At 39.6% G+C, this 12,047-nt stretch carries 13 protein-coding genes; 1 reads left to right on the top strand and 12 read right to left on the bottom strand.

From position 1 onward, the window contains the following. Positions 1-17: 17 nt before the first annotated feature. Positions 18-794: an SDR family NAD(P)-dependent oxidoreductase gene (locus ACFSTG_RS06295; protein ID WP_380749775.1), complete on the top strand. Its 777-nt coding sequence runs from the start codon at positions 18-20 to the stop codon at positions 792-794. A gap of 556 nt (positions 795-1,350) precedes the next feature. Here the strand turns inward: ACFSTG_RS06295 and ACFSTG_RS06290 are convergent. From ACFSTG_RS06290 to ACFSTG_RS06235, 12 genes are all read right to left on the bottom strand, one after another. Next, positions 1,351-1,827: a DsrE/DsrF/DrsH-like family protein gene (locus ACFSTG_RS06290; RefSeq protein ID WP_380749772.1), complete on the bottom strand. Its 477-nt coding sequence runs from the start codon at positions 1,825-1,827 to the stop codon at positions 1,351-1,353. Positions 1,828-1,842: 15 nt separating this feature from the next. Continuing rightward, positions 1,843-2,148, bottom strand: coding sequence for a TusE/DsrC/DsvC family sulfur relay protein (locus ACFSTG_RS06285; RefSeq protein WP_380749769.1), 306 nt, complete (start codon positions 2,146-2,148; stop codon positions 1,843-1,845). 25 nt (positions 2,149-2,173) lie between these two features. Next, complete coding sequence (sqr, locus tag ACFSTG_RS06280; RefSeq protein WP_380749766.1) at positions 2,174-3,403, bottom strand: type III sulfide quinone reductase, selenoprotein subtype; 1,230 nt, start codon at positions 3,401-3,403, stop codon at positions 2,174-2,176. Between the two features lie 963 nt (positions 3,404-4,366). After that, positions 4,367-4,954: a lipid-binding SYLF domain-containing protein gene (locus ACFSTG_RS06275; RefSeq protein WP_380749763.1), complete on the bottom strand. Its 588-nt coding sequence runs from the start codon at positions 4,952-4,954 to the stop codon at positions 4,367-4,369. 170 nt (positions 4,955-5,124) lie between these two features. Continuing rightward, complete coding sequence (locus tag ACFSTG_RS06270) at positions 5,125-5,625, bottom strand: RidA family protein (protein ID WP_380749760.1); 501 nt, start codon at positions 5,623-5,625, stop codon at positions 5,125-5,127. A 133-nt stretch (positions 5,626-5,758) separates the two neighbouring features. Beyond that, a complete protein-coding gene (locus ACFSTG_RS06265; RefSeq protein WP_380749757.1) occupies positions 5,759-6,370 on the bottom strand; it encodes a rhodanese-like domain-containing protein in 612 nt (203 codons plus the stop codon). 27 nt (positions 6,371-6,397) lie between these two features. Beyond that, the gene (locus tag ACFSTG_RS06260; RefSeq protein WP_380749754.1) at positions 6,398-7,012 is read right to left on the bottom strand and encodes a rhodanese-like domain-containing protein; all 615 of its coding nucleotides are present in this window, start codon (positions 7,010-7,012) and stop codon (positions 6,398-6,400) included. Between the two features lie 63 nt (positions 7,013-7,075). Then, entirely contained in the window at positions 7,076-7,666 is a 591-nt protein-coding gene (locus tag ACFSTG_RS06255) for a YeeE/YedE thiosulfate transporter family protein (protein WP_380749751.1), read from the bottom strand. Positions 7,667-7,684: 18 nt separating this feature from the next. Then, entirely contained in the window at positions 7,685-8,215 is a 531-nt protein-coding gene (locus ACFSTG_RS06250; RefSeq protein ID WP_380749749.1) for a YeeE/YedE thiosulfate transporter family protein, read from the bottom strand. 10 nt (positions 8,216-8,225) lie between these two features. Continuing rightward, positions 8,226-9,185 carry an NrfD/PsrC family molybdoenzyme membrane anchor subunit gene (gene nrfD, locus ACFSTG_RS06245; RefSeq protein WP_380749747.1) on the bottom strand — a complete coding sequence of 320 codons (960 nt, stop codon included), beginning with the start codon at positions 9,183-9,185 and terminating at the stop codon, positions 8,226-8,228. Positions 9,186-9,197: 12 nt separating this feature from the next. Then, positions 9,198-9,731, bottom strand: a complete 534-nt coding sequence (locus tag ACFSTG_RS06240) for a 4Fe-4S dicluster domain-containing protein (protein ID WP_380749744.1) — start codon at positions 9,729-9,731, stop codon at positions 9,198-9,200. Beyond that, positions 9,728-11,971 (bottom strand): molybdopterin-containing oxidoreductase family protein, encoded by a 2,244-nt coding sequence (locus ACFSTG_RS06235; RefSeq protein WP_380749741.1) that lies wholly within the window; start codon positions 11,969-11,971, stop codon positions 9,728-9,730. Before ACFSTG_RS06235 ends, ACFSTG_RS06240 begins: the two co-directional genes overlap by 4 nt. Between the last annotated feature and the right edge of the window lie 76 nt (positions 11,972-12,047).

Genomic DNA, 12,047 nt, shown 5'->3' with positions numbered 1-12,047 from the left:
AATAAAATAAATGGGTTATGGGGAAGTTGGAAGGAAAGGTAGCGCTTATTACCGGATCTGATTCGGGGATAGGGCAGGCAACGGCAATTGCATTCGCTAAGGAAGGCGCTCATGTGGTCATTACTTATCACACAGACGAAGACGGTGGCAGGGAGACGCTACAAAAGGTTGAAGGCGCAGGGGGAAAAGGACTAGTGCTACAGGTGGATATTTCAAAAGAAAAAGAGGTGGAAAACATGTTCGATCAAGTCCTGGAAAAATTCGGACGGGTCAATATCCTTTTAAATAATGCAGCCATTGACGGGCAAGGTTTAAAAGTAGCCGATATGCCTACAGAGAATTGGGACAAAGCCATCAAAACCAATCTATACGGGACTTTTTTTTGCACCAGAAGATTTATTAATGAAGTGCGTAACCAGAAAGAAAAGGGAAAGATCATTAATGTAACTTCTGTGCATGAAGAGATTCCGGCCCCCGGAACAGCTGAATATTGTGCTTCTAAAGGTGCCGTTCGCAATTTTACCCGTGTACTCGCCCTTGAATTGGCCGGGGAAGGCATCAACGTGAACAATATCGCCCCCGGAATGATCCTTACCCCCATGAATCAGGAGGCCATTGAAGACAAAGCTACCCGAAGAGAGCAAGTGCAGCATATACCTATGAAACGTGCCGGTAAGCCCGGGGAGATCGCAAAGCTTGCTGTTTTCCTGGCTTCTGCAGATGCAGATTACGTTACCGGCTCCACGTATGTCATGGACGGTGGTTTGATGCGAAGTATGGGCCAGGGTGCATAGGATTCTAAAAAAGAAACCGGCTGTTAAACAGCCGGCTCTTCACACCATCCTCTTCTCATGAAAAAACAGAAATCACAGTTAAGACTTTAAACTTATAGAGGAAAGGATTATATTAATTAAACACCAATAAAAATACTTTCCTTTTTCGGGAGCATCGGTAACAGCAGTTACACTCCAGGTGATTTTTTTTACATCCTTTAAAATTATGTCCGTTTATAACTTTTAAGGGTACACATTTATATCACAGCCTTTAAATATTTAATAAAAAAACCGAATCTTTCGATCGCTAGTCATGAAAGCCGCTTTGATACCGAGGATGATGACACCAATAAGTGGCACAACAACTACGGAAGGTCAGTGTGGTTAGATGGTTTCTAAGCCCTTACTGCAAATATTGGTTACAACGGCGGAGATGAAAACCGCCTAACCTTTACGGTGAATTTCAAATATTGCCCTTAAATTAAAGGAGCCGACTGTTACAGTCGGCTCCTACCACCATCCTCCATCAAAAATAAAGAACAGAAATCAAACTTTATCCAGAGGCTTATTTTTAATCCTATATAAATAAGATTTGAGTTCCTTCCACATCAGCCTGATTATAAAAATCCCCAATAGTCAATATCCCGTCCAGGTCGTCTATAAGATCTTTTTCTTTAAGATGGAACATATCTACTGCTAATTTGCAGGCCCATAATTTCACTCCCGATGCTGACAATATCTCCAGAAATTCGTCTACCGGCGGCATATCCAGTTTATCCATTTCCTTTTTCATCATCTTGGTGGCCAGGGCTTCCATTCCTGGAAGACCTCCAACCATAGTTGGGATGTGCATAGCAGGGTTTCCAACCGTGGCAACATGTAAGCCGTTAAGTTTTTTCTTTTGTATGGCTTCAAGTCCGAAGAACGTGAAGAATATTTCAGAATCAATCCCTTCCATCCTTGCTCCGTTGGCCATTATAAAAGCGGCATATACGTTCTCAAGGGTCGCCTTCGATAAGATGAAGAGCATCTTTTTTACCTTTGTCTTGCTCATTTTAGTAGGTTTTAATTATATACAGCTCTTCGGTTTTGGTACTCCCGCTATTTTGGTAGAGATCTTAAGTGGTCCACCAGGGAATAATGCGTAGAATTCCTTAATATCGAGGACCCCGCTTTTTTTGATTCCCCTGATAGATAAAGCCTTGTCTGCCTTTACCTGACCCTGAAGCCACTCGATCACCTCCCAATGACGTGGGGTCATAGTAATTCCTTCGCCCTGTGCTATTTCCTCTCCCACCTCACGGTTCCACTGAGAGAAATCCAGTAAATAACCTTCTTCGTTTACTTTTACGTTTGTTCCTGTTAAAGTTTCCATGATATTCTATTTTTAATTGTTATTTCTAAAGTTTTTTTCCTTTTGTACTCATATTTCGGCTTACCAACGGAATCGGAATTCCTTTTAGCAGCATGTTCCAGTAGATCCACCTAAAGGCTAGTTTCCCCCAGTGATTAAAGACACTTTCCTTAAGCAGCTTTAATGGTCCTATTCCTGGTACGGGAAAAGTTCCTTCTACCGGCTCCTGTTTGTAGTTGAAATCAATAAGGAGCGCTTTGTTCTTTCCGGTTTCAATAAAACAGTTAGCATGTCCGTCAAATTCAGGTTTTAAAGGTTTGCCTTCAATATGTAGCAGAATATTGTCTGTAAGGGTTTCTGCTTCAAAATGTGCAACAGACCCAGCTTTTGAAGCTGGCACATTTGTAGCGTCTCCAATTACAAAAACGTTGTCATATTCCTTTGACTGCAGGGTATTGTGGTCTGTAGGCACAAAGTTGAGATCATCGCCCATTCCCGAACGTGCAATGACATCATCTCCCATATTTGTAGGTACTGTCACTAAAAGGTCAAAAGGAATTTCTTTTTCTGCGTAATCAATGATCTTGTTGTTCTCATTATCCACCCGTTCAATGGCAAAATCGATCTCCAGATTGATGTTCTTTTCTTTAAGAAGATGTCCCAAAGATTTTGAACATTTTTCTTTAGTAAAGGCTCCTGAAAGTGGGGTCACATAAGTGAGTTTTACCTTATCCCTGAGCCCTTTCTTATGAAAATAGGAATCTGCAAGAAATGCGAATTCTAATGGTGCCACAGGACATTTAATAGGCATTTCGGTTAGATGAACTACCATATGGCCGCCTTCCCAGGTCCTTAATTTGTTCCGAAGGGCCAGAGCTCCTTCATAGGTGTAGAAATCAAAGACATTTTTGTGCCAGTTCTTCCCTTTCATACCTTCCACCTCCTCTGGGGCGATCTTTGAACCTGTAGCAATGATGAGCAGGTCATAGTGAAGGGTTTCATCTTCTAGCATTACCTTACTCTCGTTTGGAAAGATCTGTTCAATCCTTTTCTGAACATAGTTCACTCCCTTGGGAATAAATTTTTTACCTACTTTTTTTACTTGATCTTCTGTATACATATCAAAAGGAAGAAATAAAAATCCAGGTTGATAATAGTGAGTCTTGTATTGGTCTACAATAGTGATATTCCAATCAGATTTGCTTAATTTGGGCCTAAGATGGTTGGCCATCATTGTACCAGAAGTACCAGCTCCGAGGATTACTAAATTTTTCATGATCTCTGTTTTTTAACTCTTGTGTAAAGATACTGTCCAACGTTTCGCGCTAATGTAACATTAGTCACATTCTCCCTTTTTTATTGCTGTTTCGTGATTAAGATCAGGTTTAGGATATAAAATAACCATTTTTGACACTATTTTGTTGATATTCACATAATGATATATTTATGAATAAGCTATGACCAATATCAGTTTTGGACGAACTAATTTTAAAAAAGTCGGAATGAGATCTGCTTTTTCTTTTTGATATGATCCTCCTGAATAAATGGACAACAAATCGACTTAATTATGAAATCTTCAACAAACAAAACAGGTAAACAGGACACAGAAAGAATACCACTTAGGCATTATATTGACAGTAAAATCCCTGGGAGAAAAAGGGGATGACCTATAAGCAAGCTCAAAGGCCTATGGGATACAAGGAAAAAGTACGTTATTGGTTTGCTTAAGAAAACATGGAACCTTGGACTGGAGCCAACCAAGTCAAATCATCATGCCTAAATCAAAAGAGTCACCAGCCCAGAAAATTAAGAGATTGGAAAGGGAGCTTTCTGATGAGAAGTTGAAAAATGAGATCCTCAACAAAATGATAGATATCTGGAATCGTCAATAGGAAATTCCCTTCGGAAAAATAATCTCCCAAACAATCTGGCGCATCATACAACAAAAGCAGGTAAGCCCTCTCGATTGTCGATTTTTTGGGATAGACAGACAAGCTATTTATCAGAACAGATAAGTTCTGAGAGAAGAGCAAAAGAACTGGCTGTTGTTAAATCCATGGTCTATGAGATCCACAGGAAAATGCCCAGGTTGGGTACCCATAAGCTATTATAAAGCAAGACCCCACTTGAGTCTTCAAATGGAAACACCTAACTTTATTCATAAAAAAACCTGTGAAGAAAACTCCACAGGTGTATTAAAAATTATATCTAAAAACTTTCAACCTATTTATAGCACAATCTATTGATTATCCCGGTAGTCAAATTCCTGACCTCCCACAGAAATACCTACCATGGCACCTGCTTTAGGCATTAAAGCAACTCCAACCCCGTCCTGAAACTGGATACTTTCACCTTTTCCTTTGTCCCAAATTACTGCGGAAGCACTTCCTTCAAATTCAAAATTTCCCTCCTTAAAACGGTCGAGAGCGGCTTGTGTCTCGAAAATGATAATTTCCCTGAAGGCTTGGCCTCCAATCTGGAAACCAATATCCACCTGTCTTAATTCGGTCCAGCCCACAAGTTGACCTTTTTCGTAGACCACTCCGTTTCCTGCAGCCCCACCAAGGATCCATGCGCCTTTACCTACGTTTGGAAAGATCGCATAACCCGCAGCATTACCAAGATGTTCCTTTATTCGTGGATCTTCTGCTATGAAAGCCTGTTTAGCCTCCTCAGCATCGCTTTGAAGTTTAGCCCTTTCATCCTGGTCCACGATCTCCTTGTCATTTACGTCATCATCCTGAGCTAAAATGGTTCCTGTAGAAAACATTAGCATTAAAGCCAGGATTCCCGTGAACATTCCATTCAAATTATTTTTAATCTTCATAACGAATTATTTTTTTGATTAGAAACATTAATTTAACCAATAATAACCCGAACATTGTTAATTGATAGTTATTTCACTAAAGATTAGGTTTTTAAAGACCAATATTAAAAGAAACTATAAAAAATAATTGTTCTTTTAGTGTCAACCTGCTTGAAGAAGATCCACGGTGATTACTCTTCCAGCTCAACCACCACTTCTATTTCGACAGCGATATTGAATGGCAGGCTCACATGTCCTACCGCGGCTCGTGCGTGCTTCCCTTTCTCCCCAAATACTTCAACCATGAGATCTGAAAATCCGTTGATAACTTGTGGTTGTTCATAAAAATCTGGTGCCGAATTTACCATCCCACGAACCTTCACGAAATTTTTGATCCGGTTTAAATCTCCTGTCGCAGCTTTCAGGGTTGCCAGGATCATTATACCGGTTGCCCGCGAAGCCTCATACCCCTGCTCCACATTAAGATCTTCACCTAATCTCCCTTTTTGATCACTTCCAATGCCTGAAAGAAAGAGCAGGTTACCCACCTGCCTCCATTTTACGAAATTGGCTAAGGGTCTCTTCACTTCCGGAAGGTCAATTCCCAATTGAGAAATTCGTTCTTCGGGAGTCTGTGCCTGAAGAGACAAACCTGAAATGAGGAAAAGAAAAAGAAAAGTAAGATGCTTCATAATATTTCACTTAGGAATAACCATTTACCTAAGATACAAAGTTTGAAGGAAGTTCTCGGGGACAGCAGGTACTATAAAAAAACCTGCCGATCGCCAGATCGACAGGTTCTTCACCATAACTAATATGATATACCTAACAGCCTCCCTCTACAGGTCTTTTCTTTTTCTTTTTGATGGGTACAACTTGCTTAGGGACAGGGACTTTTTTCACCTCAACTTTGGCATTTGCCTTTTTAACCGATTCATCTATAAAAGCCTGAATATCGGCTATTGGTTTTTCGATATCATCCGGTTGAGTAATTAATTCGTTATACAAATACTTGTTGTTTGTGCTCAATAATTTCAGGTTATCATATCCCATTTGATAAAGCAAAAGAAAAGGAAGGTTTGCTTCCTCCAGGTCTTTACCATACAGGACCGTAAGTTTTTGTGAATCTTTTAATTCCTGAAAAATGGCCTTATTTTCTTCTCTTAATATTTCTGCTGTAGGAATATTGATCGCCTTTTCCAGGTGCCCCTTTTCGAATTCATATTGGCTTCTAATATCAATTAAAGCAACCTCGGGGTTATTTATTTCACTAAGAGAAATAAGATAATCTGCATCGGTTAAATTTTCCAGTGTTCTCCTGGTATCCATAGCATAAATATTCTCGGGACGTTCATAGGTGAGAAGTCCAATGAGTACTGCTAAAATAAAAAGAGTTGAAGAAATTGATATCCGTTTAACTTTTTCTAATTCTTTCATAATACAAGTGCTTATAACATTTGAAAATCAACAACCCCCTTCTGCCGGTCTTTTCTTTTTCTTTTTAACCGGGATTATTTGTTTTGGAGCGGGTTTTTGAACAACCACATCTTCAACCTTACCTTGCTCCGGATACATTACACCAAAAAACATGCTTGCAGCTTTTCTTGTAGAATACAGTTCAAAAGCTTCCGCAGACATGTTTTCATCAGGAATAGATGGGTTGATGATGGTTGCGTACCACTCATTCAAACCTCCCCTTAAAACCCGCAGGTTTTTATATCCCAATCGGTTACCCAATACCCATGCCTGGTCGGCATAAAAATTATCATTAGAAAAGAATACAACGTCATACTGGGACTGATTCAAATAAGGTTCATGTTCTTCATCCAACAAATTTTTAAGAGGAATATGGAGGGCATTAGGAAGCGAATAGTTTTTATAGTTTTCAGCATCCCTCACGTCAATTAAAATAAAAGAAGGGTCCTGGCCTATAATTTTATCAGCAATTTGATCTGTCGAAATATATCTTTCGGGGCTAATTACCCTACCCAGTAATTGTTCTGCATTAATACCCTCCTGCTTTGAAGCTTTTGGTAATAAAAGCAGACCTCCGGATAATACCAGGAGGATCAATGCCAAAATTTTATACCTGAATGACAAAAACTTTGCTATCTTTTTTTTAACCATCATGTTGTTCTTTATTTAATAAAACACTTTTTTCACCCTTTTCCTTACCACATCGGCAAAGGCAAAAGCAGCGATAGCTACTATGGAAAAAATAAATATTACCCAATAGGGATTCCAGCCAAAGGAATCCATTAAAGTGATATTACCCATGAAGAAACCATCGTATATAGGCTCAAAGTAGGTGAACAGTTCTGAAAACAGAAGTACGCCTATCATAATACCCGCAACATATACCCAGGCATCCAGTTTGCCAATGGCTACAGCACACAAACTGGTTCCCGGGCAAAATCCTCCCGCAACAAAACCAATCCCCATAATAACACCCCCAATAATAGCTCCCCATAAAAATGTTGGGTGTACATATAGTTGGGCAACCTCTAAATAGCCCAGATAATCCATATAGTATATACCAATTACAGAAACTACTGCAGCTGTAAAGAATACTTTTAAAACTGCAAAATCATAGCCGTAAAAGACGCCCGCCAATTTCCTTGACGAAGAAAATCCAGATGATTCTAACACAAATCCAAAGCAAATACCAATAAAAATGGCAATGATACTATCCCATTCAACAGGGATTAAATCGTTAGGAATTAATGGTCCCATATTTTGTTGATTATTAAGTTAAATCCAATTTTTTCTAAAGAAATAGGCCGCAGCATAAGCGGAGCCAAAAATGGCCAACATGGTTATAAAGCCACCTACTGACAATACGGCCATACCACTCAAGGCAGCACCGCTGGTACAACCCCGGGCAATTTGAGCTCCCAGTCCAAAAAGAAGTCCACCGCCCAGAGCAAAGGCCAGCCTTCTTTTACTTGTTATTTTTGGAGAATGTTGGACGCGCCACCCAATTCGACCAGCTAATCCACCGGAGATAAATGCACCTATTAAAACACCCAATGCTTCAAAAACCAACCAGGTGTTCAAAGGGGTATCATCATCACTAAGGAACATACTATAATAGGCATTGTTCTCGGCATGTGTTGGGGCTACTCCGTCTACAAGGGCTACCACACTGCTTTTCATGGCACCACTTGCCCCCAAACCTCTACCAGTTAAATAAAAGGTGAAAATGATTATAAGCCCCAGTAAAAATCCGCCGAAATATGGATTCCAATACACATGCCTGTTTTTGTTTTTCTTTGTTTTCATAATTTATAATTTAATATAGATATCGGGTTAATTGTCCCGCTTCTACCATGACAAACCTGAAAACAAGTCCGCCAATAATCACCAGGATTGCTGGTACTATAACAGGTACTTTATAACCTATAATTTCTATTAATTCTAATGTCGCCGGTACCAGCAAGCCCAGCAGCACTACAAAACCAAAGAACATTAAGGTAAATTCCCCGCCTACAATTAATTCTACAGCTTCAAGTTGTACCTGAGAACCTGCATAATACCCCATAATCATATGAGCGATCAAAGCAAGTTCTATAATGATCAACCCCAGGTCTATCCTACCAAATAAATGTTTTTCCGTAGCACTTTTCGAGAGTATAATGATTGCTGCGGCTCCTGTAGAAAGACCTGATGTCAGGAATAAAGGGCCAAGGATAGCATTGTTCCAGAGAGGTCTTGCATTGAAAGCTGATAACAAAATACCTGTATAGACCCCCAGGATCAGTGATAAAGGAATAAGAACATAGGCGATATTCCTTCTGTTTTTGATGACAAACTTTTCAAAATCGTTTAAGAATTTAAAACGACTGAACAGTTTTAGTTTGGCCTCCATATTTGCATAAGCTTCCCGGTAATAACTAAATGCCCAGAGAAATGACAGGGGCGTAACAATCATTAAGACCCATGCCCCCCAGGACATTGGAGATTCGATTCTAAAATTTGTATATAACTGCCATGTGTACAGAGGGTGTGTTAAGTCATAGACTAATGCCAGTAATCCTAAGGACAAAGCTATGGGAGGAATGAAAGAAGCCATTTTCACAGCTGCAGGATACTCTTTATCCTTGCCCAATACATAAAATAAAGCTGCAAAAAATAAGATCCCTGCTGCTAACCCACCCAAAAATAAATAGAGCGCAATTGGCCAATGCCAAACTTCGAGTGAAGGATCAATATTGGGAATATTTCGTCCACTTGTAAATAATTCTTCTTGCATAACATTAATACTTTAAATTAAATAGAATACATGAGGGTTAGTTCCTGCCTCAGGTGCTAATGTTTTGTACTTTCTGTTTTTCAGGAGTTGTGAAACCTCGCTATTTGGGTTATCCAGATCCCCAAAATACATGCACTTAGTAGGACAAACAGATACACAGGCAGGGAGTTGTCCTTTTTCTAATCTGTGATGACAGAAGGTACATTTATCAACATGACCATCCGGATGTTGATAACGGGCATCATAAGGACAGGACTCTATACAAGCTCCACAACCAATACATTCATCAGCTGTTACAAGTACAACACCCCCATCCACTATATGACTTGCTCCGGTTGGACAACATCTTACACATGGCGCGGTATCACAATGATTACATCTTTCTGATCTCAATTCTAACTCTACATTGGGATATGATCCACTCACAGCTTCTGTTATCCAGTCTCTGCAGTACCCGTGTGGCACGTTATTTTCTGTTTGACAAGCCACCACACAATCGCTACACCCAACACATTTTAAAGTGTCTATTACCATTGCATATCTCATATCTCTGAATTTTTATGTGGATTTTCAGTTAAAATTGAAACAAAGTTGCCTCTAAGTCCTGTTCCACCCATAAGCGGGTCTATGACCGTTTGTGAAATTAATTCGGTATCACTTATCCCTTTACCAAAGGCTCTTGACAGCTTTTTGTTATTATGCCCAAAACCATGATACATATACACAGAATCCCATCTTATTCTTTCAGTTATTCTAACTTTTATTGAAAATGAGGAGACAATACCATCCTGATTTTTCAGCCAGACCTCCTGATATTTTTTTAATCCGAGTATTCTGGCCACTTTCGGATTTACCCAAAGCGTATTTTCACTTTTTAAATCACTTAAATTGGGGTTATTAATGGTTCTACTAAAGGTGTGCATAGGAGATCTGCCATAATTTAGTCTGTAAAAACCCTGAGGAGGTTCCGGATGCTTTGTATAAACAGGCATAGGATCAAAACCTTTGTCTGCCAATTGTTGTGAATAGAATTCTATTTTTCCACTAGGTGTCCAAAAACGATACTCTTGTCCCTCCTCTAAGTATAATGGCCCGGAAGTTCTTTCAAAATTCTTGACGCCTATCTTTTTCATCTCCTCTAAAGAAGTTCCCAGTTTATTTAGTTGCCATTCAATTACTTCTTCAAAATCATTATAATTGAAATACTCACTCAAACCAATACGCTCTCCTATCTGTTTACTTATCCACCAGGCAGGCTTGGAATCATATTTTGGTTTAACCGCAGGGATCCTGACAGCAATTGATGGCGTTCTATTTGTAGCCGATCGTATTCCATCATAACGTTCTAAATAAGTACACTCCGGGAGAACCACATCAGCATAACCAGTGACTTCCATTGGCATTGTATCAATAACCACCAGGAAGTCAAGTGCATTAATAGCTTCAATGGTTTTCTCTCGTTGAGGCAGTGTTTGTACTAAATTAGTCCCGGCAATCATCCAGGCTTTTATGGGATGTTCATTATGTTCACTATCTATGGTTGCTTTTACTAATTCAGAAGTAATTCCCATTTGAGCAAACGGATATTTTTCTCCAATTTCTTCCCACCCCCATTTTGGTTTCGGATATTCGGGATGTGGATATTTTGGCACTTTAAGACTTTCTTTAAAATAAAAACCACCCCTGTTTCCCCATGATCCTAATAACCCGTTCAGGATAGCCACAGCGCGTCCTCTTTGTGAATCATCTCCATACCAGGTCACGTGTCTTCCAGGATGAACAATTACTGAAGGTGCAGCAGCTGCCATAATACGGGCTGTTTTTCTAATTTCATCCGGTTTTATGGTTGTAATACCATAAGCCCACTCCGGTGTAAATGTTTTTACATGTGCCTTTAATTGATCAAACCCGAGAGTATATTGTTCAACATATTTTTTATTGTACAAACCTTCTTCAATCAACACGTGCATCCATGATAACAATAAAGCCATGTCTGTAGCCGGTTTAATTGCTAACCAGTGGTCAGACTTACTGGCCGCAGTTGAAAACCTTGGATCTACTGTTATAATTTTTGCTCCATTATCAATGGCATCAGACATTTCCTGAACCTGGGAATTATGCATATTCTCGCCAATATGGGAACCAATGAGCACCAGGCATTTGGTATCTCTAATATCTGTAGGTTCCGGAGATCCTACCCAGGATCCAAAGGTTAATCCAAATCCTGTCTCTCTTGGGCCTCTACATTGTGCATATGCAGGCTCTGCAATGGTGTCTGATCCATAGGCTTTAAACAAATGTTCTAAATGACTTCCCGGAGATCCATGTTTGAGTAATGCAAAGGATTCTGGCCCATACTTGTCCTTTATATCTTCAAATTTTGAAGCGATCAAATCAAGAGCCTCCTCCCAACTTGCTTCTCTAAATGTTTCTTCACCATCAATAGTGGTTCTTATTAGAGGTGTTTTAAGTCTGTCTTCATCAGTATACATACCCACACCACCGGTTCCTCTGGGACAAAGTCTTCCATTACAATGCGTGTCCTCTTCATTACCTATGATTTTTTCGATATTACCTTGTTCATTGGTATAAACCCACGCCGCACATTTCCAAAAGCACACTTCGCAATAGGTAGCAGATCTTGTGAATTTCCTGGCTATAGATTCTTTAACAGCTGCGTCTAAAAACGGGTTTACACCAAACAGACTAAATGCACTTGAAGAGGTTGCCAAACCTCCAAAACCTAAGGCAGAAATTTTTATAAATTTTCGTCTTGAAGTGGTCATAACTTTAATTGTTTTTCAAGGGTAAACTTATTTGGAAATGGAAGTTATTAGCATGACAAAAATCATGTTTCCAGGA

It is taken from the genome of Salinimicrobium flavum (assembly GCF_042684505.1).
GTDB lineage: Bacteria > Bacteroidota > Bacteroidia > Flavobacteriales > Flavobacteriaceae > Salinimicrobium > Salinimicrobium flavum.
This window is presented reverse-complemented; position numbering and strand designations above follow the sequence as displayed.

Bases quoted from the DNA above. Each gene is read 5' to 3' on its own strand.
- ACFSTG_RS06290 (WP_380749772.1), bottom strand. From the start codon at position 1,827: ATGAGCAAGACAAAGGTAAAAAAGATGCTCTTCATCTTATCGAAGGCG.
- sqr (WP_380749766.1), bottom strand. From the start codon at position 3,403: ATGAAAAATTTAGTAATCCTCGGAGCTGGTACTTCTGGTACAATGATG.
- ACFSTG_RS06255 (WP_380749751.1), bottom strand. From the start codon at position 7,666: ATGGGACCATTAATTCCTAACGATTTAATCCCTGTTGAATGGGATAGT.
- ACFSTG_RS06240 (WP_380749744.1), bottom strand. From the start codon at position 9,731: ATGAGATATGCAATGGTAATAGACACTTTAAAATGTGTTGGGTGTAGC.
- ACFSTG_RS06235 (WP_380749741.1), bottom strand. From the start codon at position 11,971: ATGACCACTTCAAGACGAAAATTTATAAAAATTTCTGCCTTAGGTTTT.
- nrfD (WP_380749747.1), bottom strand. From the start codon at position 9,185: ATGCAAGAAGAATTATTTACAAGTGGACGAAATATTCCCAATATTGAT.
- ACFSTG_RS06250 (WP_380749749.1), bottom strand. From the start codon at position 8,215: ATGAAAACAAAGAAAAACAAAAACAGGCATGTGTATTGGAATCCATAT.
- ACFSTG_RS06295 (WP_380749775.1), top strand. From the start codon at position 18: ATGGGGAAGTTGGAAGGAAAGGTAGCGCTTATTACCGGATCTGATTCG.
- ACFSTG_RS06275 (WP_380749763.1), bottom strand. From the start codon at position 4,954: ATGAAGATTAAAAATAATTTGAATGGAATGTTCACGGGAATCCTGGCT.
- ACFSTG_RS06270 (WP_380749760.1), bottom strand. From the start codon at position 5,625: ATGAAGCATCTTACTTTTCTTTTTCTTTTCCTCATTTCAGGTTTGTCT.
- ACFSTG_RS06265 (WP_380749757.1), bottom strand. From the start codon at position 6,370: ATGAAAGAATTAGAAAAAGTTAAACGGATATCAATTTCTTCAACTCTT.
- ACFSTG_RS06285 (WP_380749769.1), bottom strand. From the start codon at position 2,148: ATGGAAACTTTAACAGGAACAAACGTAAAAGTAAACGAAGAAGGTTAT.